Source organism: Pseudomonas sp. MPFS (assembly GCF_022537035.1).
GTDB lineage: Bacteria > Pseudomonadota > Gammaproteobacteria > Pseudomonadales > Pseudomonadaceae > Aquipseudomonas > Aquipseudomonas sessilinigenes.
In genome coordinates, this window is record NZ_CP066123.1 from 1,568,800 (window position 1) to 1,594,025 (window position 25,226).

At 64.3% G+C, this 25,226-nt stretch carries 27 protein-coding genes; 17 read left to right on the forward strand and 10 right to left on the reverse strand.

All coding sequences use genetic code 11. The annotated features are described in order from the left end of the window. Positions 1-16 precede the first annotated feature (16 nt). The 8 genes from I9018_RS07175 to I9018_RS07210 all read left to right on the forward strand — a co-directional run bounded on the left by I9018_RS07175 (position 17) and on the right by I9018_RS07210 (position 9,199). A complete protein-coding gene (locus I9018_RS07175) occupies positions 17-2,485 on the forward strand; it encodes a TonB-dependent receptor (RefSeq protein WP_241109079.1) in 2,469 nt (822 codons plus the stop codon). Between the two features lie 3 nt (positions 2,486-2,488). Next, complete coding sequence (locus tag I9018_RS07180; RefSeq protein ID WP_241109080.1) at positions 2,489-3,454, forward strand: aliphatic sulfonate ABC transporter substrate-binding protein; 966 nt, start codon at positions 2,489-2,491, stop codon at positions 3,452-3,454. Between the two features lie 288 nt (positions 3,455-3,742). After that, a complete protein-coding gene (locus I9018_RS07185) occupies positions 3,743-4,519 on the forward strand; it encodes a 2OG-Fe(II) oxygenase (RefSeq protein WP_022642813.1) in 777 nt (258 codons plus the stop codon). 4 nt (positions 4,520-4,523) lie between these two features. After that, positions 4,524-5,273: a tRNA-dependent cyclodipeptide synthase gene (locus I9018_RS07190; RefSeq protein ID WP_068582152.1), complete on the forward strand. Its 750-nt coding sequence runs from the start codon at positions 4,524-4,526 to the stop codon at positions 5,271-5,273. 74 nt (positions 5,274-5,347) lie between these two features. After that, positions 5,348-6,775 (forward strand): MFS transporter, encoded by a 1,428-nt coding sequence (locus I9018_RS07195; protein ID WP_241109081.1) that lies wholly within the window; start codon positions 5,348-5,350, stop codon positions 6,773-6,775. A gap of 13 nt (positions 6,776-6,788) precedes the next feature. Beyond that, complete coding sequence (locus tag I9018_RS07200; RefSeq protein ID WP_241110117.1) at positions 6,789-8,120, forward strand: LLM class flavin-dependent oxidoreductase; 1,332 nt, start codon at positions 6,789-6,791, stop codon at positions 8,118-8,120. A gap of 62 nt (positions 8,121-8,182) precedes the next feature. Next, the gene (locus I9018_RS07205) at positions 8,183-8,521 is read left to right on the forward strand and encodes a YegP family protein (RefSeq protein ID WP_068582157.1); all 339 of its coding nucleotides are present in this window, start codon (positions 8,183-8,185) and stop codon (positions 8,519-8,521) included. Positions 8,522-8,695: 174 nt separating this feature from the next. Further along, on the forward strand, positions 8,696-9,199 hold the full coding sequence (locus tag I9018_RS07210; protein WP_124345961.1) for a hypothetical protein: 504 nt from the start codon (positions 8,696-8,698) through the stop codon (positions 9,197-9,199). A 67-nt stretch (positions 9,200-9,266) separates the two neighbouring features. On the opposite strand, the gene I9018_RS07215 is transcribed toward I9018_RS07210, so the two are convergent. Next, complete coding sequence (locus tag I9018_RS07215) at positions 9,267-10,154, reverse strand: dihydrodipicolinate synthase family protein (protein WP_241109082.1); 888 nt, start codon at positions 10,152-10,154, stop codon at positions 9,267-9,269. 33 nt (positions 10,155-10,187) lie between these two features. Then, positions 10,188-10,970, reverse strand: coding sequence for an aldolase (locus I9018_RS07220; protein WP_068582166.1), 783 nt, complete (start codon positions 10,968-10,970; stop codon positions 10,188-10,190). A 161-nt stretch (positions 10,971-11,131) separates the two neighbouring features. Here I9018_RS07220 and I9018_RS07225 point away from each other — a divergent pair, with 161 nt between their 5' ends. Next, on the forward strand, positions 11,132-11,674 hold the full coding sequence (locus tag I9018_RS07225) for an XRE family transcriptional regulator (protein ID WP_068582169.1): 543 nt from the start codon (positions 11,132-11,134) through the stop codon (positions 11,672-11,674). A gap of 138 nt (positions 11,675-11,812) precedes the next feature. On the opposite strand, the gene I9018_RS07230 is transcribed toward I9018_RS07225, so the two are convergent. Then, positions 11,813-12,832, reverse strand: coding sequence for a DUF4917 family protein (locus I9018_RS07230; RefSeq protein WP_241110118.1), 1,020 nt, complete (start codon positions 12,830-12,832; stop codon positions 11,813-11,815). Positions 12,833-12,989: 157 nt separating this feature from the next. Here I9018_RS07230 and yiaY point away from each other — a divergent pair, with 157 nt between their 5' ends. Next, on the forward strand, positions 12,990-14,138 hold the full coding sequence (yiaY, locus tag I9018_RS07235) for an L-threonine dehydrogenase (RefSeq protein WP_241109083.1): 1,149 nt from the start codon (positions 12,990-12,992) through the stop codon (positions 14,136-14,138). Between the two features lie 43 nt (positions 14,139-14,181). Here the strand turns inward: yiaY and I9018_RS07240 are convergent, their stop codons facing one another. Next, positions 14,182-14,466, reverse strand: coding sequence for a type II toxin-antitoxin system RelE/ParE family toxin (locus I9018_RS07240; protein ID WP_068582176.1), 285 nt, complete (start codon positions 14,464-14,466; stop codon positions 14,182-14,184). Next, on the reverse strand, positions 14,456-14,695 hold the full coding sequence (locus I9018_RS07245) for a ribbon-helix-helix protein, CopG family (protein ID WP_068582179.1): 240 nt from the start codon (positions 14,693-14,695) through the stop codon (positions 14,456-14,458). Before I9018_RS07245 ends, I9018_RS07240 begins: the two co-directional genes overlap by 11 nt. 196 nt (positions 14,696-14,891) lie before the next feature. On the opposite strand from I9018_RS07245, the gene I9018_RS07250 reads away from it, so the two are divergent. From I9018_RS07250 to I9018_RS07280, 7 genes are all read left to right on the forward strand, one after another. After that, the gene (locus I9018_RS07250; protein ID WP_124345966.1) at positions 14,892-15,632 is read left to right on the forward strand and encodes a hypothetical protein; all 741 of its coding nucleotides are present in this window, start codon (positions 14,892-14,894) and stop codon (positions 15,630-15,632) included. Between the two features lie 10 nt (positions 15,633-15,642). Further along, positions 15,643-16,344: a hypothetical protein gene (locus I9018_RS07255; RefSeq protein WP_241109084.1), complete on the forward strand. Its 702-nt coding sequence runs from the start codon at positions 15,643-15,645 to the stop codon at positions 16,342-16,344. Positions 16,345-16,347: 3 nt separating this feature from the next. Next, positions 16,348-16,791 (forward strand): fosfomycin resistance glutathione transferase, encoded by a 444-nt coding sequence (gene fos / locus I9018_RS07260; protein WP_068582188.1) that lies wholly within the window; start codon positions 16,348-16,350, stop codon positions 16,789-16,791. A gap of 101 nt (positions 16,792-16,892) precedes the next feature. Then, the gene (locus tag I9018_RS07265) at positions 16,893-17,531 is read left to right on the forward strand and encodes a LysE family translocator (RefSeq protein WP_068582191.1); all 639 of its coding nucleotides are present in this window, start codon (positions 16,893-16,895) and stop codon (positions 17,529-17,531) included. A gap of 109 nt (positions 17,532-17,640) precedes the next feature. Beyond that, positions 17,641-18,990: a GGDEF domain-containing protein gene (locus tag I9018_RS07270; protein ID WP_068582196.1), complete on the forward strand. Its 1,350-nt coding sequence runs from the start codon at positions 17,641-17,643 to the stop codon at positions 18,988-18,990. 123 nt (positions 18,991-19,113) lie between these two features. Beyond that, the gene (locus I9018_RS07275) at positions 19,114-19,638 is read left to right on the forward strand and encodes a DUF4142 domain-containing protein (protein WP_124345968.1); all 525 of its coding nucleotides are present in this window, start codon (positions 19,114-19,116) and stop codon (positions 19,636-19,638) included. A gap of 172 nt (positions 19,639-19,810) precedes the next feature. Continuing rightward, complete coding sequence (locus I9018_RS07280) at positions 19,811-20,584, forward strand: GNAT family N-acetyltransferase (protein WP_068582199.1); 774 nt, start codon at positions 19,811-19,813, stop codon at positions 20,582-20,584. Positions 20,585-20,593: 9 nt separating this feature from the next. Here the strand turns inward: I9018_RS07280 and I9018_RS07285 are convergent, their stop codons facing one another. The 5 genes from I9018_RS07285 to I9018_RS07305 all read right to left on the reverse strand — a co-directional run bounded on the left by I9018_RS07285 (position 20,594) and on the right by I9018_RS07305 (position 24,984). Continuing rightward, positions 20,594-21,370 carry an AraC family transcriptional regulator gene (locus tag I9018_RS07285; RefSeq protein ID WP_241109085.1) on the reverse strand — a complete coding sequence of 259 codons (777 nt, stop codon included), beginning with the start codon at positions 21,368-21,370 and terminating at the stop codon, positions 20,594-20,596. A gap of 68 nt (positions 21,371-21,438) precedes the next feature. Next, positions 21,439-22,707 (reverse strand): FAD/NAD(P)-binding oxidoreductase, encoded by a 1,269-nt coding sequence (locus tag I9018_RS07290; protein ID WP_241109086.1) that lies wholly within the window; start codon positions 22,705-22,707, stop codon positions 21,439-21,441. After that, positions 22,704-22,937, reverse strand: coding sequence for a (2Fe-2S)-binding protein (locus I9018_RS07295; RefSeq protein ID WP_068584276.1), 234 nt, complete (start codon positions 22,935-22,937; stop codon positions 22,704-22,706). The genes I9018_RS07290 and I9018_RS07295 overlap by 4 nt, the downstream gene beginning before the upstream one ends. Then, a complete protein-coding gene (locus I9018_RS07300) occupies positions 22,934-24,055 on the reverse strand; it encodes an FAD-dependent oxidoreductase (protein WP_241109087.1) in 1,122 nt (373 codons plus the stop codon). Before I9018_RS07300 ends, I9018_RS07295 begins: the two co-directional genes overlap by 4 nt. Further along, positions 24,052-24,984, reverse strand: a complete 933-nt coding sequence (locus tag I9018_RS07305; protein ID WP_241109088.1) for a 4-hydroxyproline epimerase — start codon at positions 24,982-24,984, stop codon at positions 24,052-24,054. Before I9018_RS07305 ends, I9018_RS07300 begins: the two co-directional genes overlap by 4 nt. Positions 24,985-25,226 lie beyond the last annotated feature (242 nt).

Here is a 25,226-nt window from a genome sequence, read left to right on the forward strand (position 1 = left end):
GAAAGGATCTGAAGTCATGGGTATTTCCTTGCATAAAATCGCCTTGGGCGCTGCCCCCCTGGGCCTCGGCCTGCTGGGCCTGGCCCCGGCGCAACAGGTGCTGGCCGCCGACGAGACCCTGGGCACCGTGGTGGTCACCGGGGTGCGTGGCAGCCAGCAACGCACGGTCACCGACAGTCCGGCGCCGATCGACGTGATCGACAGCGAACAACTGCGCAGCATTGGCCAGAACGGCCTGAAAGAGATGCTCGGACGGCTACTGCCGTCGTTCAACGTGCCCACCATCAATGGTGGCGGCACCGCGTTCCTGGTGCGTGGGGTGAGCATGCGCGGCCTGGGAGGCGACCAGGTGCTGGTGCTGATCAACGGCAAGCGCCGGCACAACTCGGCGTTGATCAACAACGGTGCCCGGGTCGGCAATGCCTCGGTACCGGTGGACCTGGACCTGATCCCCACCGCCGCTATCGAACGTATCGAGGTGCTGCGCGATGGCGCGGCGGCCCAGTACGGTTCCGACGCCATCGCCGGGGTAATCAACATCATCCTCAAGCGCAATGCCGAGGGCCTGACCTCCGACACCAGCCTGGGCCAGTACTACGACGGCGACGGCACCACCGGCCACGAGGCCTTCAACTGGGGCAACAAGCTGGGGGACAACGGCGGGTTCATCAACCTGTCCTGGGACGCCAAGCTCCAGGAACCCTACGAGCGTTCCAGCGCCGCCAGCGGCCAGCTGTATTTCAACCAGCCCGACGGTTCGCCCGATCCCAGGGAAAGCCATCGCCAGGGCTGGGGCACCGAGTACGGCCTGGGGCGCGATCGCACCACCAGCCTGGCCTACAACGCCGAATTGCCCCTGGAGGACGACCTCAAGCTGTATTCGTTCTCCACCTTGAGCTACCGCAACAGCAACAAGGACCTGGGGCACCGCAAGCCCACCGACATCACCAGCCTGGCCGGGGTGCCCAACGCCCCGTACCCCAACGGTGGCCAGGCCCGCCGGGAAATCCGCGAGACCGACTTCCAGGTCGCCGGCGGCGCCAAGGGCCTGTTGGGCGGCTGGGACTGGGACCTGTCCAGCACCTATGGCAAGGACCGTGGGGTGCTGGACACAGCCAACAACCTGAACATTTCCCACGGCCCCTACAGCCAGCACGATTTCCACCTGGGCAACCTGGTGTTCGACCAGTGGACCAACAACCTGGATTTCTCCCGGGCCCTGGACATCGGCTGGAGCAGCCCGCTGGAAACATCCTTCGGCGTGGAATACCGCTGGGAGAAGTACGCGCTGGAGGAGGGCGAGGCCAACTCCTATAACCAGGGCGGCTACATTCCTGCCACCGGACCTTTCGCCGGCGTGGTGCCCGACCCGGGGCTGTTCTCGGTCAACGGCACCACCCCCGAGGATGCCTACAGCCTCAAGCGGCATAGCGAGGCGGGCTATATCGACCTGGGCCTGAACATCACCCCCAACTGGTACGTTGGGGCGGCGGCGCGCTACGAGAAGTACAACCTCGGAGTGGGTGATACCACCAGTGGCAAGCTCACCACCCGTTACGAGTTCCTGCCCGGCTACGCGGTGCGAGCAGCGGTGAGCAACGGCTTTCGCGCACCGTCCCTGGCCCAGAGCGTGTTCTCCACCACCAGCACCGTGACCCAGTTCGGCGCGGCCGGCACCACCACCTCGGTGCGCACCAAGCAGATGCGTCCCAACTCGCCCGAGGCCATCGCCCTGGGCGCCAAGGACCTGGAACCGGAAACCTCGCGCAACTACAGCCTGGGCTTTACCGCCGAGCCCACCGAGCGCCTGCGCTTGACCGCCGACTTCTACCTGATCGACATCGACAAGCGCATCCTCCAGACCGGCATCCTCAAGGGCCCGGCGGTGTCGCAGATCCTGGTGGAGAACGGCCTGTCGCCCAACCTCGCCGGGCAGTACTACACCAACGCCGCGGACACCCGGACCAAGGGCGTGGATGTGGTGGCCGACTACAGCCAGTCGTTCGGCGAGTACGGCACGGCCAAGTGGAGCATCGCCTACAACCACAACAAGACCACCATTCGCGACCTGGCCGACACCCCGGCGGCGCTGTCGCGGCTGGGGGCCGGTTATGTGCTGTTCGACCGCCAGCAACAGATCGACCTGACCCAGTCCACGCCCAAGGACAAGTGGATCCTGTCTACCAACTACAAGGTCGGGGACTGGACCACCAACCTGCAGCTGACCCGTTTTGGCCAATACACCGAAGGCTCGAACATCCCGGCCAACGACCGGACCTACAGCGCCAAGTGGATCACCGACCTGGACGTGGCCTACGACGTGACCCAGAACCTCACGGTGGCGGTGGGGGCCAACAACCTGTTCGATGTCTACCCGGACAAGATCGGCCTCAAGGCCTGGGCCGGCACCTACGAGTACGGGATGTTTTCGCCCTACGGCCTGGGTGGCGGCTACTACTACAGCCGCGTCAGCCTGGCGTTCTGAGTGATGGCCGAACCTACCGGCAAGTCCTGGCGCCAGCGCTTGGGCCAGGTGGTCGCGCTGTGCGGCGGCTTGCTGTTGCTCGGCGCCCAGGCCCTGGCCGAACCGACGCTGCGGGTCTCCAGCCAGAAGCAGTCGCTGAAGATTCTGCTGCAAGCGGCTGGGGAGCTGGAACAGGTGCCGTATCCCATCGAATTCGCCTCGTTCGCTGCCGCCGCGCCCACCGCCGAGGCCCTGGCCGCCGGGGCGGTGGACATCGGCAGCCTGGGAGATGCGCCGTTCGTGTTCGCCGCCGCGGCTGGGGCGCCGCTCAAGACGGTGGGGGTGATCAAGCTCAAGGTCACCCCCACGGCGGTGGCGATCGTGGTCAGGGACGCCTCGCCCTTGCAGGACGCCACCAGCCTCAAGGGGCGGCGCATCACCACCACCCGGGGGTCCATCGGCCATTTCCTGGCGCTGGCGGCGCTGCGCTCGGTGGGCCTGCATGGCAGCGATGCGCAGTTCATCTTTCTCCAGCCTGCCGAGTCCCGCAGCCTCTTGAGCAACGGCCAGGTCGACGCCTGGGCGACCTGGGACCCCTACACCAGCATGGTGCAGCTGGAGGGCGGCACCCGGGTGCTGGTCAGCGGCGCGGGGTTATTCGCCGGGCATATGCTGCTGGTGGCCAACGACCAGGCGATTGCCGAAAAACCTGTGCAGATCGCCGATTTCCTGCGTCGCCTGGGGCGTGCCTATGCCTGGGCCAACCAGCACCAGGAGGCGTTCTCGCGGATCCAGGCTAGCTACAGCGGGTTGCCGGTGGAGGTGCACCTGCGTTCCAACCGTTATGCCGAACCCCGGCGTATCGCCGTGGGGCCGCCGGTGGTGGAAGACCTGCAACGCACCGCCGACCTGTATCGGGAGGAGGGCATCATCCAGAAGTCTTTCGAGGCCTCGGCCCATATCGATCGGCAGTTCAATGAAGTTGAATGAAAGATGGCGGTTTGATTAATAAAGCTCAGGAGGAAGAGTAACTAACCAATTAAGTATGTGAGTCTTTCAAGTTAACTATCAGTGAATTTAATACTTGTTCCGCAGCCTGTTCAAACGGCCTGTGATGGTCGGTATTTGCCTGATTTTCGATACATTTTTAAGTTTGGATATTAGAGATAAAGGGTATTTCACAAGCCTTGGGCGACTGCCTAAGGTGGCCTTGCAACAAATTCTTACGTTCCATCCAGATGCACTTCATCGCTACTTCCAGGGAATAAGGGAGCTTGCATGTTCACAGTCACTACTGCCGACAAACTTGAAGCGCGGCACATTATCGATGTGGTGGAAAAACGCTCTTACGGCGTTCAGCTCAAAGGTTTCTGTCCGCCGGATACCTTGCAGGTGGCACGCGACCACCTGTACCAGCAGGACCTGCGCAGCGCCTTCAGCCAGCAGCAGGAGTTCGTGCGCATCGGCAAGGCCTATATCGAGATCCAGGATGAGCAGAGCCGGGCCGAGTACCACGCCCTGGCGCTGCCCAACATCCGCAAGATCCGCAACCTGTTCCGCCCACTGGCCTCGCCCATCGATGAGCTGCGCCTGCTGCTGGACGAGGTCTGGCCCCAGGGTGCGCACCTTTTGCAAGTGGACGGGCAGAAGTGCTTTGTCGGTATCGCCCGTTTCCAGGGCTCGGGGGTCGATCTCACGCCCCATACCGACAAGCTCGAGCGCAATGCGCCAGAGGGCCACAGCCCGCCGTTGCTGACCCAGCTGTCCACCAACATCTACCTGGAGATTCCCGAGGACGGTGGCGAGCTGGAGATCTGGGGCATCGAGCCGGACGAGGAGGAGTACGAGCGCCTGCGCGGCGAACGGGCCTACGGCATCGAACGCCACCTGCTGCCGCCGCCGGACTTCGTGGTCAAGCCCGAGCCCGGCGACCTGATCCTGCTCAACCCGCGGCTGATCCACGCGGTGCGCCCCTCGGCCACCAGCACCCGGGTCACCCTCGGGGTCTTCATCGGTTACTACGGCGAACAACAACCTTTGGCCTACTGGAGCTGAATTCATGAGCAAGGTGCAGGAAATCAACCTCAAGGCCTACTTCAACAAGGGCGGCGAAGAGCATCAATTCGAGGGCAAGCGGGTGGTGCTGGCGGTCAGCGTCGGCCAGGAGTACCACGAGGACCAGAAGCTGCGCTCGACCATCCACCTGATCAACCAGTCCGGCTTCAGCCACGTCAAGGTGGTGGTGGCCGACACCCTGCAGCGCCACAACAAGCATGGCCAGTCGCCGGGGGAGGCGCTGTCGGCGGCGATCCGCGATGGCGATGCCTGGCTGGCGCGCAACCAGGTGATCCTCGATGGCTTGCGGGTGCCTTACCACATCACCCGCTGGAACCAGGAGCTGGCCAGCGATCGTTATGCCGAACTACGCCAGCGGCTCAACCAGGTCTACCAGCAGCAGGTGGAATTGCGCGAGGCCATCGACAGCACCATCGGCGTGTTCATCGAGCGCCTGCGATTGCGTGACGAACACGCTGACCTGGAGCGGGCAGCGGCCCAGTGCCGGGAATACATCCTCGAGGAGATCCCGATCATCCTGCCGCTATGGGCCGACGAGGGTTACCACTACGTGCTCTATCCGCAGCAGATGACCACGGCCATGGCCACCAGCCGCGACCTGCTGATCGAGCCCCACAGCCCGGACCGGGTGCGCTGGTTGCCGCTGAAGTTCAAGAAGCGCGGGATCCCGATCCCGTTCACCTTGCCCGGCGCCATCCACCCGAACTGGACCCGCGGCGCCATCGCCATCTGAGTCCGTGTTTTTTTCTGCCAATGGCCGTCGCCTTGGGGCACGGCCAACGGGATTTGTAAATTCAAGGAGTTTCCATGGGCGTTTTTGCGCAACAGCAACGCAAATGGTGGGCCTTGCTCGGAGTGAGCATCGCCAGTTTTCTCGGCTGTGTGGATTTCACCATCGTCAACACCGCGCTACCGGCCTTGCAGGCCGACCTCGGGGCGGCGGTGGACAGCCTGCAGTGGGTGATCAATGGCTTCATCCTGGCGTTGTCCAGCTTCATGGTGCTGGTGGGGCGGCTGGCCGACCTGCACGGTCGCAAGCGGGTGCTGTTCATTGGTCTGAGCGTGTTCGGCCTGGCTTCGCTGGCGGCGGGCCTGGCCGGGCAGATCGATACCCTGATCGCGGCCCGGGTGATCCAGGGGCTGGCTTGCGCGGTGCTCTACACCGCCTCGGGGGCCATCGTCTCCAGCACCTTCGACAGTGCCGAGCAGGGCCGGGCCTTCGGTGTGCTGTTCGGGGTCAACGGCGTGGGCCTGGCGGCCGGGCCGGTATTGGGCGGGTTGATCACCAGCAGCTTCGGCTGGCAGTGGATCTTTTTGATCAATGTGCCGTTCGTGCTGCTGAGCCTGGGGATCTGCAGCTTCAGCGTCAGGGAGTCGCGAGGACCAGAGGCCGGGGCCCGGCTCGACGGCTGGGGCGCCTTGCTGTTGCTGATCGGCCTGCCGAGCCTGGTGCTGGTGATCGTCCAGGGCGCGGCCTGGGGCTGGGGATCGCCGCCGGTCCTGGGCCTGGCGCTGTTGGCGCTGCTGGCCCTGGGCGGGTTCGTGGCAGTGGAGCGGCGGGTCGCGGCACCGATCATCGACCTCAAGCTGTTCGCCAACCGGCGGTTCGTCGCGGCGGTGGTGGCGAGCTTCAGCCTGGCGGTGTTCTATTGCGTGGCGTTCTTCGTCATGCCGCTGTACCTGGCGCAGATCCGTGGTGCCTCGGTGCAGGCCAGCGGCCTGTTACTGCTGCCCACCACCCTGGGCGTGGCGTTGCTGTCGCCGCTGGTGGGACGCCTGGTGGACCGCAAGGGGCCGGGGTTGCTGATCAAGGCCGGGCTGGCGCTGTTCATCCTGTCGGCGCTGTTGCAGACCGGGTTCGAGCGCCAGACGTCGTTGCCCTACCTGCTGGGCGCCTTCGTGGTCATGGGCCTGGGCTGGGCGAGCATCCTCGGACCATCGACGGTGCTGGGGATTTCCTCGGTGCCCCAGGAGGTGGGGTCGGTGGCCATGGGCTCGTTGATGACCTTGCACAATGTCGGCGGCGGTATCGGGCTGGCCCTGGGTGTCGGCTTGTTCCACCAGTTTGCCGCTGCAACGGCGGGCGATGCCCAGGCGGCCTTTCTCAATGGCTACCAGGTGGTGATGGGTTTCCTGGCATTGGTCAGCCTGCTGGCCTGGAGCGCGGTGAGCCTGTTGCTGCGCGCCGCGGCCGCCCCGGCACCGGTGGCGCAAGAGGAAACCAGCTGTGGCTGAGCGCGGCGGGCAGATGGGGCTGGGGGCATTTCTTTCCGGCTCCGGTGCCCATGGCGGCAGCTGGCGTCATCCCCTGGCGGACGCCGATGCGTCGTTGAATTTCGAGCGTTACCGCCACTATGCGCAGACCCTGGAGCGGGGCTGTTTCGATGCCCTGTTCCTCAACGACAACGTGGCCGTGGGCGAGCTCGATCCGCGGGTGTTGGCCCACAGCTCCTACAGCCTGCGCTGGGACCCCTTGACCCTGCTGCCGGCCCTGGCGGTGGTGACCCGGCATATCGGCCTGGTCGCTACCGCCAGCACCTCCTACAACGAGCCGTACAACCTGGCGCGCAAGTTCGCCTCCCTGGATCACCTGAGCGGCGGTCGGGCTGGCTGGAACCTGGTGACCGGGCTGATCGGCGGCGAGAACTTCAACCATCCCCAGCCCCCCGACCATGACCTGCGCTACGAGCGGGCCGAGGAGTTCTTCGATGTGGCCAGCGGCCTGTGGGACAGCTGGGCCGATGATGCCTTTCCCCGGGACAAGGCCAGCGGTGTGTGGCTGGATCCGCAGCGGATGCATCTGTTGCAGCATCGCGGCCGGCACTTCCAGGTCCAGGGCCCTTTGAATGCGCCAAGGCCGGTGCAGGGCTGGCCGGTGATCGCCCAGGCCGGTTCCTCGGGACCGGGGCGCGAGCTGGCGGCACGCTGCGCCGAACTGGTGTTCACCGCCCAGACCGACCTGGCCCAGGCCAAGGTTTTTTATGCCGGGCTCAAGGAACGGCTACCCCATTACGGGCGGCATGCCGGCCAGTTGAAGATCTTCCCGGGGATCGCCCCCACCGTGGGCCGCAGCCTCAATGAGGCTGAGGAGAAGTACCAGCAGTTGCAGGAGTTGCAGGATCCCCAGGCGCAGCTCAAGGCCCTGTCCTACCTGCTGGACCTGGGCATCGACCTGTCGCGCCTGGCGCTGCATGCACCCGTGCCGTTGCCGGACGACGGCAGCTCCACCGAACGCCACCAGAGCCGGCGGCAACTAGTGGTGGAGCTGATCCGGCGGGAGCGGCCAACCGTGGCTCAGTTGCTGCGCAGCCTGTCCGCCAGTGGGCATAAAGTGCTGGTGGGGACCCCGGGACAGATCGTCGATGAACTGGCCACCTGGTACCAGGAGTACGCCGCCGATGGCTTCAATGTGCTGTTCACCCACCTGCCGGGGGCCATCGACGACTTCGTCCGGCTGATCACCCCGCAGTTGCAGCGGCGTGGCCTGTTTCGCCGGCGCTATACAGGGCGGACCTTGCGCGAGCACTTGGGACTGGCGCGGGTGGAGAACCGCTTTTTCAAGGCACGGGAGCCTGGCTGAATCGTTGTGAGGGGCTTTACTCAGTAGGCGTGACACCTATCGATCAGCCAAGGAGCGACAGCATGTCCGGATGGTATGAGTTGAAGAAAAGCAGCAATGGCCAGTTTCGTTTCGTGCTCAAGGCCGCCAATGCCGAGGTGATTCTCACCAGCGAGCTGTACACCACCCGCGCGGCGGCGCAAAACGGTATCGCCTCGGTCCAGGCCAACAGCCCGCTGGACGAGCGCTATGAGCGCAAGAGCGCCAAGGACGGCAAGCCCTATTTCAACCTCAAGGCCGCTAACCACCAGGTCATCGGCAATAGCGAGTTGTATTCCTCGGAGGCGGCCCGGGAGAAGGGTATCGCCAGCGTCAAGAACAATGGCCCGACCCACAATATCAAGGACCTGACGGCGGCCTAGCCAGCCACTGGACCTGGTCGTCCATGGGGCGGCCAGGGCAGCGGATGCGGTTTCCTGACGGCGGAATTTTGTCGATGAGCCCCAAGCGGTTTATCCTGCGCGGGTCATCCGGCCGCGACGACCTGTCGAGCCAGGGTGAGGCTTTCGAACATTGTCCAAGGGAACTGCGACATCATGCTTCGTCCGTTGATTGTGCTGCTCGCGTTGTTGACGCTGGGCGGCTGCCAGACCCAACACAGCCTGCCTCCCGTGCAGTTGGAGCCGGCGCGCGAATTGCCGGTGATCTACGTCAGTGGCATGGGTGACCTGACGTCCGCGCCGCTGCGCGAGGCGCTGACCCGGCGCGGGGCCTTTGCCGACGTGCTCAGGGGCCATGACCCCGAAGGCTACAACGTCATCGTCCTGGCCCAGAGCGATCTCGAAGACCAGCACAACCTGCCCCTGACCCTGCTCAGTGCCTGCACGCTGTTCATCGTGCCGGCACCGGTGAGCTGGAACAGCCAGATGATGTTCCATGTCAGCCGTGGCGACCGACCACTGGCCAAGTACATGATCGACAACCGCACCCAGGCCTGGCGCGGGCTGTTCAACCCCGATGGCGGGCGCAACGAGCATCTGCAGCGCATCGCCGACGACTTCATCGCGCAGATGCGCAAGGACCCCAGCTGGCGCGAGTAGCGCCGTGGCACCTGGCACAAGGCCCGAGCGGTTCGCACCGCTCGGGCCTTGTACTTTCAGCGGCAGCTCAAGCCAGCTGGTGCAACAGCCCCTGCAATTGCTGGCGTCCGGCCTGGGCCAGGGGGAACACCGGCCGGCGCGGTTCGCCGGCGGCCAGGCCTGTGAGCTCCAGGCCAGCCTTGACCGTGGCAGGCAGGCCGCCCTTGAGGATGAACTCCAGCAATGGCAATTGCCGGTAGAACAGGGTGCGGGCGCGCTCCAGGTCGTTGTCGCGCATCGCCTGGTAGAGGTCGAGGTTGAGCTGCGGGATCAGGTTCGCCGCCGCAGTGCACCAGCCCCGGGCACCGGCCGCGAAGGCTTCCAGCGCCAGGGGGTTGCAGCCGTTGTAGAACGGCACCTGGCCTTCGCCGAGCAGTTGCAGCTTGTGCATGCGCTGGATATCGCCGGTGCTTTCCTTGACCAGGGTGACGTTTTCCACGCTGTGGAAGATCTTCAGGATCAACTCCACGGACATGTCGATGCCGCTGGTGGCCGGGTTGTTGTAGAGCATGATCGGCACGCCGATGCTGTCGCCGATGGCCTGGTAGTGGGCGAGGATCTCGGCCTCGCCGAGCTTCCAGTAGGAGGCGGGCAACACCATCACCACATCAGCGCCCTGGGCTTCGGCAAAGCGCGCGCGGCGGATGGCCTTGGCGGTGGTCAGGTCGGAAACGCTGACGATGGTCGGCACCCGGCGGGCCACGTGGCGGATGCTGAATTCACTGACCTGCTCCCATTCGGCGTCGCTCAGGTAGGCGCCTTCGCCAGTGCTGCCCAAGGGGGCGATAGCGTGTACGCCGGCGTCGATCATGCGATCGATGGAGCGGCCGAGGGCTTCCAGGTCCAGGCCTTCGCCGTGGGCACTGAAGGGGGTGACGGTGTAGCCGATGATGCCGTGAATGTTGGGGGTGGACATGGTGGAACTCCTGCAAGGCATGAAAGGGGCGGATCAGTTCAGGCAGTCGGCGTGTCGTTTTAGGTTTTGCCGGGCGTAGTAGTTGAAGGCGGCGCCATGGCGCTTGGGCTTGGAGATCCAGTCGTGGGCTTCGCGGCCCAGCTCCGGGAGGATCGGCTTGATGCTGCCGGCAGCCATGGCCAGCAATTGCAGGCGCGCCGCGCGTTCGATCAGTTGGGCGATCACGCAGGCTTCCTCGATGCTGGCGCCGGTGGACAATTGGCCGTGGTGCGACAGCAGGATCGCGCGCTTGTCGCCCAGGGCCGCGGAGATGATTTCGCCTTCTTCGTTGCCCACCGGCACACCCGGCCAGGCTTCGAGAAACGCACAGTCCTCGTACAGCGGGCACAGGTCCATGTGCGAGACCTGCAGCGGCACTTCGAGCATCGACAGCGCGGCGACGTGGGTCGGGTGGGTGTGGATGATGCAGTTCACATCCGGCCGGGCGCGATACACCCAGCTGTGGAAACGGTTGGCCGGGTTGGGCATGCCGTGGCCTTCCAGGACGTCCAGGTCCTCGTTGACCAGCAGCAGGTTGCTGGCGCTGATTTCGTCGAAGCCCAGGCCCAGTTGCTGGGTGTAGTAGGTGCCTGGTTGCGGGCCGCGGGCGGTGATCTGCCCGGCCAGGCCGGAGTCGTGGCCGTGTTCGAACAGGATGCGGCAGGTCAGGGCCAGCTTTTGCCGGTCGGTCCACGTATTATCCGCCAGGGTATTGTGCATCTGGGTCAGGGCTTGCTTGACCAGTTGCTCTTTGGGCAGTGCTAATGTCTTGGCCATTTTCGGGGTCCTTTGATCGGTGCGATGGACGTCGGGTCTGCAGCTCACCCGCTGCTTGCGAGGTCGTTGGGTGAGCGCTAATGACACTAAAGAGGCTATATGACACTTTGTGTCATTGGCAAGCGCCAATCGTTGTTTCCTAGATGGATTAATCGTTCTACATGTCTATCCGTTTGAAATTATTGAGAAAAAAACTTGGCGTGACCCTGGAGGCCCTGGCCGAGAAATCCGGCATGACCAAGAGCTACCTGTCCAAGGTCGAGCGGGGGCTGAACACGCCGTCGATATCGGCGGCGCTGAAGCTGGCCAAGGCCTTGAACGTCAAGGTCGAGGAATTGTTCGCCGAGGACAGCGTCAGTCTCGATAGCTACAGCCTGGTGCGCAGTCACGAACGCCAGTCGCTGGCGGCCAACGACCAGGCCCCGGGCTATGCGGTGCTGGCCCATCAGGTCAGCGAGCGCAACCTGCTGCCGTTCATCATCTACCCGGCCCGGGAGTTCAGCGACAAGACCTTCAAGGAGCACCTGGGGGAGGAGTTCCTGTTCGTCCATGAAGGTCGGGTGGAAGTGGATTTCATGAACGAACGGGTGGTGCTCGAGCGTGGCGATGCGCTGCATTTCAACGCGCAAAAACCCCACCGCATCCGCTCCCTGGGGGACGAGCAGGCGCAGTTGCTGGTGGTGGTGCACAGCGCCGAGGAGTGATGCGCTACACGGCCGCTACTGGGCTGGCGAAGCTGTGCCAGGGCTCGCAGGGCCTTGCGCCAGGATGATCGTGCGGCCGCTACGCGCCCGTGCGCAGCCTGCGGCAGCGGCTACACGGGGCGTTTGTGGTCGATTGGCTCAGCGCTCTACCGGGACTGCCAGCGCCGGTTTGCCCAGGGCGTGGGTCCTGGAATCGAAGAATCGCAGGTCCAGTTCCAGGCCGTCGAACAGCTTGGCGTAGTGGCGTTTCTGGTGCTGGATGAACGCCGGGCTGCGTGGGTAGATGGAGATGGCCAGGGTGCCGGCGCCGCACTGGCGGATCGCCTGGACCAGGTGGGCATCCTGGGGACCGAGGTTGTGGCCGAAGAGGCACAGGGCGCCCTGGTGGTCCAATAGCTGCTGGTAGCAGAACGACAAGTAGTCGCTGCTGCGGATGGTCTTGAGCTTGTCGGCCAGGGGGCCCTCGCTGACGAACAATGGCACGTCGTCCAGGGTCTTGAGGGTGTTGTTGATGGCGAAACTGCCCAGCAGGGTGCCTTCGGTGGAGGTCAGCTTGCGTGCGCTGCCATCGAGGTTGCGTACCAGGTGCAGGCCACCGTGCAGGTACAGGATACGGGTTGCGCTGGCATCGATGCCGCCCAGCTCGAAGGCCGGGTCGGCGCCCTGGAACAGGTCGCTGAGCCCTTGGGGATCATGCTGCACGGCCCAGTAGTTGAGCAGGTCGTAGTTGCTGGTGAACACCGTGGGGTATTGCCGCAGCTCGTGGTTGATCGCTGCCAGGCTTTGTGGCTGCACCAGGCGCCAGGGAATGTGCATGGCGTGCACGGTGTTGATCAGCGCTTCCTTGATGGCGTAGTAGCGATTGCGCGGTGCCGCCGAGCTGACGGCCAGGGCCTTGTTGACCCGGCTGGTGGTCTTCAGCGCGCCCAGCACTTGCTCGAAACTGCGGGTCTGCAGGGCATCGAACACGCTGAGTTCGGACTGGCCAAGGGGTTTGTCCTCAACGCTGCGGGCATTTTCGAACAACGACTCATAGGCGAAGTCTTCCCATACCGCCCGGCTGGCGCCGTTGCCGATCAGCAGGCCGGTAAACCCGGTGCTTGCGCGCAGGGCATTCCAGTCTTCAAGTTCGGCGTCAAATTCCTGGAAATCCATCATCGCGGTCATTGGTCTCAAGGCAGAAGGTAGGCGGGCGCAGACTTTATCACGACCGACCCTTGCGCCAGATCAAGAACGCCAGTGACCGATCGGTCGATTCTGTTCGACAGACATTGAATCGACACCCTGAAAGGGCCCCCCGCCTGGAGATTTCCTGATGAGCAGCACCTTCTTCATTCCAGCCGTCAACATCATGGGCATCGATTGCCTCGACGAAGCCATGAGCGCCATCCGCAACTATGGTTTTGGCAAGGCGCTGATCGTGACCGATGCCGGGCTGGCCAATGCCGGCGTGGCCGGAATGATCGCCGAGAAGCTGGCCATGCAGGACATCGACTCGGTGATCTTCGACGGCGCCAAGCCCAATCCGAGCATCGCCAACGTCGAGCAGGGGCTGGCGCTGTTGCGCGAGTCGCAGTGCGATTGCGTGGTCTCCCTGGGGGGCGGTTCGCCCCATGACTGCGCCAAGGGTATCGCCCTGTGCGCCACCAACGGCGGACAGATCAGCGACTACGAAGGGGTCGATCGCTCGGCCAAGCCACAGTTGCCCCTGATCGCCATCAACACCACTGCTGGCACCGCCAGCGAGATGACCCGTTTCTGCATCATCACCGACGAATCGCGCCACGTGAAAATGGCCATCGTCGATCGCAATGTCACGCCGCTGTTGTCGGTCAACGATCCGGCGCTGATGGTTGCCATGCCCAAGGGGCTGACCGCCGCCACCGGCATGGATGCCCTGACCCACGCGGTGGAAGCCTATGTGTCCACGGCGGCCAACCCGATCACCGATGCCTGCGCGCTCAAGGCCATCAGCATGATCAGCCACAACCTGCGCCAGGCGGTGCATGACGGCGGTGACCTGGTGGCGCGGGAAAACATGGCCTATGCCCAGTTCCTCGCCGGGATGGCGTTCAACAACGCCTCCCTGGGCTTCGTGCATGCCATGGCTCACCAGTTGGGCGGCTTCTACGATTTGCCGCACGGTGTATGCAATGCCGTGCTGCTGCCTCATGTACAGAGTTTCAACGCCAGTGTCTGCGCCGAGCGCCTGACCGATGTGGCCCATGCCCTGGGCGCGGACATACGTGGCTTCAGCCCGGAGGAGGGGGCCCAGGCCGCGATCACCGCCATTCGTACCCTGGCTCGTGACGTGGAGATCCCCGCTGGCCTGCGTGAATTGGGCGCCAAGCTGCAGGACATTCCGGTACTGGCCGCCAATGCCTTGAAGGATGCCTGTGGCCTGACCAACCCGCGTCCGGCGGAGCAACGGCAGATCGAGGAGGTTTTCCGCAACGCGTTCTAAAAGGGCAGCGCCGAGCGAATTGGGCCCCTGCCGTTGCAGGGGTCTACCAGCGCTGCGGAGGCTGGCGGCGAGTGTGGAAGATGCGCAGTATCTGCAACCGACTACCGCGCACTCGATAGGGAATCAGATAAGGCCATCCAGGCACGACCCATTCTCGGGTACCGGGTAGCCGACCTTCGCGCCCGCTGGCCGGAAAACGGGCCAAATGCCCGATGCCAGTGAGCAGGGTCTGCACGAACTCCCTGGCGGCTTCAGGATTGTCCTGGGCAATGTAACGCGCCTCGTCATCCAGGTTTTTCAGGGCTGTTCGCAGCCACTCAATGTGCATTGCCGGTCCATTTACCCGTGATGGCCGCTACTTCCTCCGCGCTGGCGAAATCCCCCGCATCAGCTTCCCCGAGTGCCTTTTGGATCTCCTCGATCTGCCAGGCTTCCCGGGCGAGGTATTCACGCAACGCATCCACCGCCAGGAACGACTTGCTACGCCCTGTCGCTTTCGCCAGCAGAGCAAGGGTTTCAGCCATTTCGTCGGGCAGGCGCAGGGACATGATGGACATAGCGTTCTCGCTGTAGTGATGTGTAATACAACATACTACTCCGTCATGTCGTGGTTGCGAGGTCGCCGTTCGTCAGGCCTGGAGTGGTGATCGGTCCATGCCGGGATGGGTGATTTCCTTCACTGATTGCATTGAAAGCGGCGGTTCCACGGAGGATAGTGCGGCCCTTGTCTGCCCTCATCACAAGGAGCCGTGAATGATCCGTCCATCGTCCCTGATCCAGGTCCTGGGTGGCATTGGGTTGCTGTTGGGCAGCGCCGCGGTCGCTGCCCAGTGCCTGCCGCCACCACGCAATGCCCAGGTGCCGGGGTTTTCCCTGTGCAAGGAGTGGCCGGCCTTCGCTGACCAGAGCATCAGCCTATTGGCCGAACTGACGCCGGATCCGGCGGTGGCCGATGCCTCCGGTGACGGCTCCTACGATCTGCAACTGGCGGTGCTGGATCGCCAGGACGGACAGGCGCTGGCCAGCTACCGGCAGCCGGCGGCCTTCGTCTCCGACGCCATCCACCTGGACAGCCTGAAGCTCGACACCGGGCGCTTCCAGCTGGCCCCGCAGGTGCGTGCCTTTGGCGTCAGGGCGGCATTCTCCGGCTCTTCGCGGGTCAATCCGTTCGATCAGGTGCTGCTCAGTCTCTATGTGCGCGAAGGCACCAGGCTGCGTCCGGTGATGGAGAAGTTCGTGGCCTATTCCTACAGCGGCGAGTGGGATGGGCAATGCACCGGACAGCGGGTCGAGACCACCCGTACCCTGGATATCGCCAAGACCGGCAGCCACGGTTATGCCGACCTGATCGTGCGCTCGGTGAGCGTCACCACCCTCGGCGAAGGCCAGGGCGAGCAGTGCCAGTCCCGTTCCGTCACCAGCAAGCCTGTGTTGACCACCCTGCATTACGATGGCCAGCGCTATGTGTTGCCCAATGAACTGAACGGGATTTGAAGGCGTGTCGATGAAGCGCTGTGGAGTTGGCCCTGGGCTGGCGTTATTGGGTTTGTTGGTGGTCACGGCGGCCCGGGCCGACTGTGATGACCGCGTCGATGTTCCTGGGCAGTTGCATGTTTGCAAGGCCTGGCCTGCGCAGCCTGGGATGAGCATCAGTGCCCGGGCGACCCCGATGCCCGGGCCTGGGGATGGCGACACTCGCCGCTACAGCCTGGATGTGGCCCTGGTGGATGGTGACTCCGGTTGGGCGGTGGCCAGCAACTACAAGGATTCGGCACTGTTCTGCGATGCCGTGGCCGTGCAGGGCCTGCAGATCGATACCGCGCATTATCGCTTGAACCAGGCGGAGCAGGCCTTTGGCCTGCGGGTTCTTTACAGCCACGACTCCAGCGCCGCTCCCTACGAGAAATCCGTGCTGACTCTCTACCGGCGTGAGGACAAGGAAATCCTGCCCTTGCTGGAAGGGCTGGTGGTGGATGAGCGCTCCGGTGAGTTCGGTTGGGAAGGCCAGTGCTCGGGGCGTTCCCGGACAATGCACCGGACCTTGCAGATGGGCCCTGGCCAGCGTCATGGCTACGCCGACCTGATCGTGCGCACCCGCGAAATCAAGACTGAGCACTTCAAGGGCCGCGACGGTTGCGACAGTACCCTGACGTTGCACTATGACGGTGTGCGTTATCCGATTCCCGACGCCTTGAAAGGATCCTGATCCATGCTGACTGGCCTCAACCACCTGACCCTGGCGGTCACCGATTTGCCTCGCAGCCTGGCCTTCTATCATTCGCTGCTGCAACTGCGCCTGGAGGCCAGTTGGGATGGCGGCGCCTACCTGTCGCTGCCAGGGCTGTGGTTGTGCCTGTCGCTGGATGCGCAACGCCAGGTGCCGGCGGTGGCCGACTACACCCACTATGCCTTCAGCCTGGAGGCTGGCGATTTCGATTCCTTCGTCCTGCGTATGCGTGAAGCCGGAGTAAGGGAGTGGCGCGACAATCGCAGCGAGGGCGCTTCGTTCTATTTTCTCGATCCGGACGGGCACCGGCTCGAAGCCCATGTCGGCGACCTGGCCTCGCGGTTGCGGGCCTGCCGCCAGCGTCCGTATGCCGGCATGCGTTTCTATCCCGCCGACCAGAAGAGCAGTGCCGTGTTCGACAGTTGAACAAAGCCGCTGGTGGTCGGGGCCCGGGATCGTGCAGAATCCTGCACATTCATCCTGTACCTGGCGCCCTTCGCGAGGTGCACTGACTTGGAGTCTTGTCGATGACCTCATCGCTGTTGCTGGCCGTTATCACCTCGGGTTTCATTTATGCGATCACCCCCGGACCCGGGGTGCTGGCAGTATTCGGCATTGGCGCGGCTCGTGGACGGCAAGCCGGGGCGGGGTTTCTCTGCGGGCATATGGTCGGTGATGTGGTCTGGTGCAGCACGGCCCTGGTGGCCATTGTCGGTGCCCGGGAAATCGGCAGCGAAGCCTTCAATATCCTGGGCTTCCTCAGTGGCCTGTATCTGTTCTGGCTCGGTCTGCGGGCCATTCGCAGCAAGGGTGGCAGCGCCGATGATCCCCAGGGGGCGGCTCGTAATCCGTTCTGGCACGGCATCCTCTTCGGCCTGACCAATCCCAAGGCTTATCCGGTGGCGGTGGCGACCTTCACTGCGCTGCTTTCCAGCCGGGCCGAGATGCTCAGTTGGTCGATGCTCCCCGGCCTGATTGCCTTGAGTTTCCTTGGCGGTCTTGCGGCATACGCTATTCTCATCGGCATTGTCGGGGCTCGCCAGGTGCGTGGCTGGTATCAGCGTCACGAACTGGCGATCACCCGGGTGTGTGGCGTGATGTTCATCGGCTTTGCGGTCAATGCCCTGGTGCATGCGGTGCCCGGGCTGGTCGGCAACAAATCGTAGGCAAGGCCGTTCGCAGGTTGCGACGCAGCGCAGCCGGTGCCAGGCATCGGCTGATCGGGCTCAAGGGATGGGTACTCAGTGCATTTTCCATGGGTAGTAACTTTCTCTGATGGCAACCAAAAACTCCGCGCCTCTGGCCAGTTTCATCGACCTGCTCCTGGACGCCGTATGTGCGGTGGATGCCGAGGGTCGCTTCGTATTCGTCAGTGCGGCTTGCGAGCGTGTGTTCGGTTATACGGCCGATGAACTGATCGGCCGAATGATGATCGAGCTGGTGCATCCGGACGATCGCGAGCGCACCTTGCAAGCCGCCCGGGAAATCATGGGTGGGGTGCCCAAGCCCAATTTCGAGAACCGCTACCTGCGCAAGGACGGGCGGGTGGCGCATATCCTCTGGTCCGCGCGGTGGTCGGAAGTGGACCAGTTGCGCATCGCCGTGGCCCGGGATATCACCGAGCGCAAGCGAGCCGAATCCAAGCAGGCGGCACTGTATGCGATCTCCGAAGCTGCCCACGCCACCGAGGACCTGCTGGTGTTGTTCAAGCACGTGCACCGGATCATCGGCGAGTGGCTGCCGGCATTGAACTGCTCCCTGGCGCTGTATGACGAGCGTTGCGCCGGCTTGAGCTTTCCCTACCATGTGGATGATTGCGAGCGCAGCCCGGAACTGCCGGGGACATTGATCGGGCGCTTTTGCCACGAGGTGCTGCTCCGCGGCCAGCCCTTGCTGCTGGCGCCCGAGTGCTCGCCGACCCGAAGCATCTGGGACGAATTTGCGGCGATCCAGGGGCCGCGGTGCTGGCTTGGCGTGCCGCTCAACGCACAGAAGGGCACCATCGGCGTGCTCATGGTCAAGAGTGCTCCGGGTACCCAGGGCTACGGCGAGCAGGACCAGGAACTGCTGCAGTACGTCAGCGCCCAGCTGGCCGCGGCCATCGAGCGCAAGCAGTTGCATGCCCGGCTGCACTACATGGCCGAGTATGACCAGCTGACTCACCTGCCTAACCGCGAGCTGCTGAGGGAGCGCCTCAGGTCGGCCCTGGCCCGTGCCCGGCGTGAAGCCGGGCGCATGGCCTTGTTGTATGTCGATCTGGACAGGTTCAAGGAGGTCAACGATACCTGCGGGCATGCGGTGGGCGACATGCTGTTGCAAGCCGTGGCCACCCGCCTCAAGGCCTGTATCAGGGAGACCGATACCGTGGCTCGGATTGGCGGCGATGAATTCGTGATCCTGCTGGAGAGCGTGCAGCACAGCGACGATGCCCAGCGGGTGGCGGACAAGATCCGCGGTGCGCTGGGTGAACCGCTGCGCCTGGACGGCCATTCGCTGCACATCCTGCCGAGCATCGGCATTGGCCTGTATCCCGAGCATGGCCTGGAGGAAAAGCAACTGTTCAAGCATGCCGACGAGGCCATGTATGCCGTCAAGCGCGCCCACAAGAGCCGTTCCAACGCCTGATCGAACGAGCACCGTCCCGGGCGCCGTTCGTCGCGCAAGCTAAACCTTTATGGCTTGGGCTTTTCCCTATGCAGACGAACGTTTTCGTTCACGACCGATTCATCTGCAACAGGAGAACTCCCCATGAACGCCATTGCCACTGTGATGCGCAGCGCCGGCCTGGCGCTGCTCCTGGGCCTGTGTGCCAACAGTGCCCTGGCCCAATCCCCTGTGGCCTTCATCGATGACGCATCGGCCCAAGGCATGGCCGACATCGAGGCCAGTCGCCAGGCGCACCAGCAAACCTCTTCCAGGGCGGTCAAGGAATACACCATCCAGGTCATCAATGACCGCACCACCGCCAACCAGCACCTGGCCAGGATCGCCAAGCAACTGGATTTGCCGATCGCTCCACGCGAGCAATTGATGGACCAGGCCAGGCGCCTGATTCCTACCGTCGCCGAAGGCGAGGACGTCGACCGGGCCTACGCGACGAACCAGATCAAGAGTACCGAGCAGGCGATCCGGCAGATCCGCCAGCAGGCCCAGGCCAGCGAGCTGCCTGAGCTCAAGGCCTTTGCCGAGGAAACCTTGCCCAAGCTGAAAAATCACCTGCAGATGGCCAAGGCACTACAGGCCGGACGCCTGTCCGATCACCTGGAGGGGTGACGAACAGCGGGCTTCAGGGCCGGTACCGGGCGGGTGGTTGCCCTGATGGTTACACCTGAGAACATTCCTTCGCAGAATAAAACAGGATTGTGCTGGAGCCTTGGCGGTTGCGGGCTTAACGTGACCAGGACCCGGCGCCGCCAGGGCGCCGCGAGGCTCAAGGAGACAGCACATGACGAGTACGGCCGGGGATTCGGTCTGCGACCTGTATCACCGTGCGGAGGACTATTTCTTCGTATCCATCTCCCAGTTCTATCGTCGCTTCGGAGCGGACCTGAGTGCCTATTGCACCGGGGTCGAGGCCAGCAGCCTGAACTTGCTGATCATGAAGAACCAGGGCCCGCACAGCGCTGCCCAGCTGGCCGAAGGCGTGGCCTTCCTGCAACTGACCGGCATGCCGTTTTGCGTCGTGGTACCCGAGGCCCATGTAGCTCATGTCAGCGAACCGTTACGCCAGCAACAGCTACTGCCGGCAGACCGAACCACTTGCATGGTCCTCGACCTCGAGGCCTATGAAGCGCCACAGGTATCGGCGCAACGGCTGGATATCCGTTGCACCGACGATTGCCTTGAAGACTGGGGGCTGCCGGTGGAGAGCGCATTCGAGTCCGGCGCAGGGGGGATCGAACAGTACCTGGCCCGGCACCGGGCCGCGTTGCAGTCCGGTAGGGCATTGCGCCATTTCACCCTGTATGTCGATCAACGCCCGGTGAGCGCCTTGACCCTCTCCCTGGGGCCCGCAGTGGCGCGCCTGGACGACATCGGTACCTTGCAACAGTGCCAGGGGCGCGGTCACGCCACGGCGCTCATCCACCATGTGCTGGCTTTCGCCAAGGCCCAGGGGGCCGGGACTTGCGTCCTGGAGGCGTCTCTGGACGGCCTGTCGATCTATCGCAAGGTCGGCTTCAAGCGCCTGTTCGACTACCGCACCTTCTGCCAGGAGTGACTCGCGCCGCTAGCGACCGGCATTGAGTCGGAACTGGCGCGGGCTGACGCCGGTCAGGGCCTTGAACTGTCGGCTGAAGGCGCTGTGGTCGGTGTAGCCGCACTGCAGCGCCACCTCGGTGATCGGTTCCTCGGTGATCAGGAGGCGCGAGGCGTTTTCCAGGCGGGCCTTGTGAATCATCTGCCGTGGCGTCAGGTGGAAGATGCGCTTGCAGTAGCGCTCCAGCTGGGCGATGGACAGGTTGGCGATGCGGGTCAGGTCCTCCAGGCGGATGACTTCGCTGTAGTGTTCGCGGATATGCCGATCCACCGCCGCCAGGCGTTCGTAGGCCGGGTGGGTGTCGCGAGCGGCTTGCAAGTCAAGGGATATGCCGGCCATGCCGATGATCTCGCCACTGCTTCCGTGCAGTGGCAGCTTGTGGGTCAGGCACCAGCCTGGTTCGCGGCTGCCATACAGGTGCAATTCCAGCTGGCCCTTGATGGTGATGCCCTGGAGCAGCACGCGCCGATCCTGCTCGGTATAGACGGGCCCGAGCATTTCGGGGAAGACCTCGGCGGAGGTCTTGCCCAGCAACGGGCGGATGTTCTTGAAGCCACAGCGTTGGGCCAGGGTCAGGTTGGCAATCAGGTAGCGGGCCTGCAGGTCCTTGACGAAGAACACGGCGCTGGGAATGCCGTCCAGCAGGGGCATGACCAGGGCCAGGTTGGCCAGCAGGCTGTCGATGTCCCGGGGGCGCTGGGCGGCCATGGCCCGGGGCAGATGGTGCAGTTGTGCGCTATCGATCATCGTCGGCCTCTCTCCTGGGGGCTTGGCGGGTCGGATGCGGCATGAGCTGGCCGGGGTATTTCGCCCATTCAGGGGTCGCAGGCTGGCTGCGCGTCATCGAGCAGCAGGCTGGCAATCCGGGCCGGCACCAGTGGCGCCCGTGGCGCCGGGATGCTCCAGCCGAACAGCTGCTGGGCGGCACTGGCACAGACCCGGCCCTGGCAAGCCCCCATGCCACAGCGGCTTTGCAGCTTCGCGGTAGGCCAGTCGGGGGCTGCTGCCACGGCGGCGTAGGGTACGTCTTCGCAGCGGCACAGCAGCGTATCAGGCTGGGCCAATTCCAGTATCTGCGGCTGCAGGGCGAAGTGTTTCCGCAGTTGACCGGCAAACCGCTGCCAGTGCTGCCGCTGGGCGTTCAATGCGGCGGCTCGACCGGCCTGGCCGGTGGCGGCGTAGCCGGCGATTTCCCCTTCGACCAGGGCCAGCTCACTGCCGCCGATACCCGTGCACTCTCCCGCGGCGTAGACCAGGGGCAGGCTGCTGCGCTGCTCCGAGTCCACGGCAATGGCACCTTGTTCCAGGCGGCAGCCCAGGTGGCTGGCAAGACGCGTGTTGGGTACCAGGCCGAAGCCACATGCCAGGTAGTCGCAGGAGATTTCCCGGATGCGTCGGCCCTGGCGGATGCGAACGGCTTCCAGGCGCCCTTCGCCCAGTGCCTCGACCACGTGGGCGTTGCAACGATAGGCCGTGGTGCCCAGGTGCAGGGCCTGGGCCAGTTTGTTCGGCCAGCGCCACAGCTGGCTGGCGAACCCGAGCAAGGCACTTGCCGAGGCTTGCTCCAGTACTCGCTCCACCCGAGCCCCGGCCTGGCGTGCGGTGGCGGCACTGGCCAGCAGCAGGGGGCCGCTACCGGCGATCACCACGGACTGGCCGGCCATTGGCAGGCCGTTCTTCAGCAGGGCTTGCAAGCCGCCGGCGCCGGTGACGCCTGGCAAGGTCCAGCCGGGAAAAGGCAGCAGCAGCTCCTGGGCGCCGCAACACAGGATCAGCCGCTCGTACTGCACCTGCCAGGCTTGCTCGGCGTCCTCCAGGAGCAGGCTGTCGGGCCCCAGTGCACAGATGATGCGGGTGCCACTGAGGTAGCGTACCGATGGATGTTGCAGGATCTGGAAGTATTCGGCCTGAGCGGGTGTCGGCGGATGGTTCGGGCCGTTGCGCCAGATCTGCCCGCCAGGGCGCGGATTATCGTCGATCATCAGGATCGAACGGGCGTTGTGGCTGGCGGCCCGGGCGGCGGCCAGCCCCGCGGGGCCACTGCCGACGATCAGGACCTGGCATTGCAGGTGAGGGTTCGTCATTGGCTGCGCTCCACCTGCATGCCGTCGCGGCACAGGGTCTGGCAGGCCAGTTGGCGGCGCCCGTCGATGGTCATCCGGCATTCCTGGCAGATTCCCATGCCGCAGAACGCTGCCCTGGGACTTCCGGTACAAGAGAGCCGGGTGCGTGAGTTGCCGCTGACGGCCAAGGCAGCGGCAACGCTGATGCCAGGGCGTACCAGCACGGCCTGCTGGTCCAGGTAGATGATCATGGGGTGACTCCAGTCAGGGAGGTAAAGCGCCCGGGCAGGTAGGGACGAGGGTCGATCGCTGGGGGCCGGTCGCACATCAGGTCAGCCAGCAACCGTGCACTGGCGGGGGCGGTGGTCACCCCCAGTCCTTCATGTCCGACTGCCAGCCACAAACCTGGCTGTTGCGGATGTTCGCCGAGGATCGGCAGGCCATCCGGGGTCGCCGAGCGAAAACCGGTCCAGCTTCGAATACCGTTGAGTTGCGCCAGTTCCGGCAGGTAGCCCACGGCCCGGCGCAGCATCGGTGCCAGCACGTCGGGATCGACCTGTGGATCGAGGGTGTCGAACTGGCGGGACGAGCCGATCAGTAACTGGCCGGTTGGGCGTGGCTGGACGTTGAAGGCCACGGAGGTGCCATTGCTGGCGTGGGCGCTGGCGGCGTACCCCAGCTCCACCAATTGATGATTAACCTGGCGCGGATAGCGATCGGTAATCAGCAGGTGGCCTTTTTTCGGGCGCAGGGGCAGGGCCGGTAGCAGTTGGCGAGCACCGAAGCCGTTGGCCACCAGGATCCTTGGGGCGTGCAACAGCTGGCCGTCATCGAGTTCCAGCCGATCTTGGGCGACATGTCGTACATGGCCGCGCCGGCGGCTGATCGAAGGGTGGCTTTCCAGCAGCCATTGGGCCGTGGCGGGTGCGTAGAGAATGCCGTCGCCAGGAATCTTCAAGGCACCACCCAGCCCCTTGCGCAGCATGGGTTCCAGCTTCGCCAGATGCGTTGCATCCAGTAGCTGGGTGGCCACGCCGTGCTCGGCCAGGGTGCGCTGCTTGGCCCGTGCCAGGTCCATTTCCGCGCTATCGGCGGCCAGCCACAACGTGCCGCAATTGCGATAGGCGCAGGCTGTCGGCAGGCACTTCTGGATCTGTCGCCAGAGTTCTATGGAGTAATGACTCAAGGCCAGTTCGGCGGGGTTGTCGTCCATGACCACCAGGTGGCCCATGCCCGCCCCGGTGGCGCCGCCGACGGCGTCGTCCAGTACCAGTACCCGCAATCCGCGCAGCGCCAGCTCATGGGCGCAGGCTGCGCCGATGATCCCGGCGCCGACCACGATCACATCCGCTTCGGCCCCGTGGCTCACGAGCCGATGCCCCAGGCGAACGGATCGCTGTCGTCCAGTAGCAGGGTGGCTTCGGCGCTGATATGCGCACTGCCACGCAAGGTCGGGATGATGCGCTCACCGGCAGTTTCATAGGAGGCGCTGAACTGGCTGCCGATGACGCTGGCCTGGCGCCACGTCTGGCCCGGGGCGAGCTTGCCGTCGGCTGCCAGGCAGGCCAGCTTGGCGCTGGTGCCGGTACCGCAGGGGGAGCGGTCGTAGGCCTTGCCGGGACAGAGTACGAAGTTGCGGCTGTCGGCTTGGGGATCCTCTGCGAACAGCTCGATATGGTCGATCACTGCGCCTTCGGCGCCGGTGATCCCGGTGGCCTCGAGGGCCTGGCGTACGTTCCAGGTGTACTGGGTCAGGGCTTCGACGTTGTCCAGGGCAATGCGTTGGCCGTGCTCGCTGATGAGGAAGAACCAGTTGCCACCCCAGGCGATATCACCGTGCACCAGGCCCAGGCCGGGAACCTGCACGCCCACCTGGCGACGATAGCGATAGGCGGGGACGTTGCGCACGCTCACCGACAGGTCTTCGTGCAGGGTGGCCTGCACCGTGCCCACCGGTGTTTCGATGTGGTGCACGCCACAGCCGATGCGCCCCAGGTGGTACAGCGAGCGGACCAGGCCGATGGTGCCGTGGCCGCACATGCCCAGGTAGCCGCTGTTGTTGAAGAAGATCACTCCGGCACAGGCGTCGGCCGCCTGCGGCTCGCAGAGCAGGGCTCCCACCAGCACGTCGCTGCCGCGGGGTTCGAGAACGCAGGCGCGGCGCCATTGATCATGCCGATCGCGCAGGATATCCAGGCGCTCGGCCATGGAACCCCGGCCCAGGTCGGGGAAACCATCGATGACCAGGCGAGTGGGTTCGCCGCCGGTATGGGAGTCGATCACGGATATTTTTTTCATGGCAGCACCTGATGGAAAAGAGCTACAGAGTGAGCGAGACAGGGGCTTGGTGCTTGTGGGTTTTCGCTGGCTTTGATGACGAAATCAGCATAGTCGAAAGGTTGGGCGCCTCTCGTGAGGTACGCGGGATGAGGCCGCTATTTGCTTGGCGCATAGCGAAATAGAGAACGCTTGCTCCTCCGCGCGGGGCTTGAAAGTGTGCTGATTTCGTCTATTTCGAGGAGGAAAAACCTCAAGCTGCA

Bases quoted from the DNA above. Each gene is read 5' to 3' on its own strand.
- I9018_RS07215 (WP_241109082.1), bottom strand. From the start codon at position 10,154: ATGTCCACCCCCAACATTCACGGCATCATCGGCTACACCGTCACCCCC.
- I9018_RS07225 (WP_068582169.1), top strand. From the start codon at position 11,132: ATGTCTATCCGTTTGAAATTATTGAGAAAAAAACTTGGCGTGACCCTG.
- I9018_RS07275 (WP_124345968.1), top strand. From the start codon at position 19,114: ATGAACGCCATTGCCACTGTGATGCGCAGCGCCGGCCTGGCGCTGCTC.
- I9018_RS07290 (WP_241109086.1), bottom strand. From the start codon at position 22,707: ATGACGAACCCTCACCTGCAATGCCAGGTCCTGATCGTCGGCAGTGGC.
- I9018_RS07195 (WP_241109081.1), top strand. From the start codon at position 5,348: ATGGGCGTTTTTGCGCAACAGCAACGCAAATGGTGGGCCTTGCTCGGA.
- I9018_RS07175 (WP_241109079.1), top strand. From the start codon at position 17: ATGGGTATTTCCTTGCATAAAATCGCCTTGGGCGCTGCCCCCCTGGGC.
- I9018_RS07210 (WP_124345961.1), top strand. From the start codon at position 8,696: ATGCTTCGTCCGTTGATTGTGCTGCTCGCGTTGTTGACGCTGGGCGGC.
- I9018_RS07205 (WP_068582157.1), top strand. From the start codon at position 8,183: ATGTCCGGATGGTATGAGTTGAAGAAAAGCAGCAATGGCCAGTTTCGT.
- I9018_RS07285 (WP_241109085.1), bottom strand. From the start codon at position 21,370: ATGATCGATAGCGCACAACTGCACCATCTGCCCCGGGCCATGGCCGCC.
- I9018_RS07200 (WP_241110117.1), top strand. From the start codon at position 6,789: ATGGGGCTGGGGGCATTTCTTTCCGGCTCCGGTGCCCATGGCGGCAGC.
- I9018_RS07185 (WP_022642813.1), top strand. From the start codon at position 3,743: ATGTTCACAGTCACTACTGCCGACAAACTTGAAGCGCGGCACATTATC.
- I9018_RS07280 (WP_068582199.1), top strand. From the start codon at position 19,811: ATGACGAGTACGGCCGGGGATTCGGTCTGCGACCTGTATCACCGTGCG.
- I9018_RS07240 (WP_068582176.1), bottom strand. From the start codon at position 14,466: ATGCACATTGAGTGGCTGCGAACAGCCCTGAAAAACCTGGATGACGAG.
- yiaY (WP_241109083.1), top strand. From the start codon at position 12,990: ATGAGCAGCACCTTCTTCATTCCAGCCGTCAACATCATGGGCATCGAT.
- I9018_RS07305 (WP_241109088.1), bottom strand. From the start codon at position 24,984: ATGAAAAAAATATCCGTGATCGACTCCCATACCGGCGGCGAACCCACT.
- I9018_RS07245 (WP_068582179.1), bottom strand. From the start codon at position 14,695: ATGTCCATCATGTCCCTGCGCCTGCCCGACGAAATGGCTGAAACCCTT.
- I9018_RS07265 (WP_068582191.1), top strand. From the start codon at position 16,893: ATGACCTCATCGCTGTTGCTGGCCGTTATCACCTCGGGTTTCATTTAT.
- I9018_RS07255 (WP_241109084.1), top strand. From the start codon at position 15,643: ATGAAGCGCTGTGGAGTTGGCCCTGGGCTGGCGTTATTGGGTTTGTTG.
- I9018_RS07230 (WP_241110118.1), bottom strand. From the start codon at position 12,832: ATGATGGATTTCCAGGAATTTGACGCCGAACTTGAAGACTGGAATGCC.
- I9018_RS07180 (WP_241109080.1), top strand. From the start codon at position 2,489: ATGGCCGAACCTACCGGCAAGTCCTGGCGCCAGCGCTTGGGCCAGGTG.
- I9018_RS07220 (WP_068582166.1), bottom strand. From the start codon at position 10,970: ATGGCCAAGACATTAGCACTGCCCAAAGAGCAACTGGTCAAGCAAGCC.
- I9018_RS07190 (WP_068582152.1), top strand. From the start codon at position 4,524: ATGAGCAAGGTGCAGGAAATCAACCTCAAGGCCTACTTCAACAAGGGC.
- I9018_RS07250 (WP_124345966.1), top strand. From the start codon at position 14,892: ATGATCCGTCCATCGTCCCTGATCCAGGTCCTGGGTGGCATTGGGTTG.
- fos (WP_068582188.1), top strand. From the start codon at position 16,348: ATGCTGACTGGCCTCAACCACCTGACCCTGGCGGTCACCGATTTGCCT.
- I9018_RS07295 (WP_068584276.1), bottom strand. From the start codon at position 22,937: ATGATCATCTACCTGGACCAGCAGGCCGTGCTGGTACGCCCTGGCATC.
- I9018_RS07270 (WP_068582196.1), top strand. From the start codon at position 17,641: ATGGCAACCAAAAACTCCGCGCCTCTGGCCAGTTTCATCGACCTGCTC.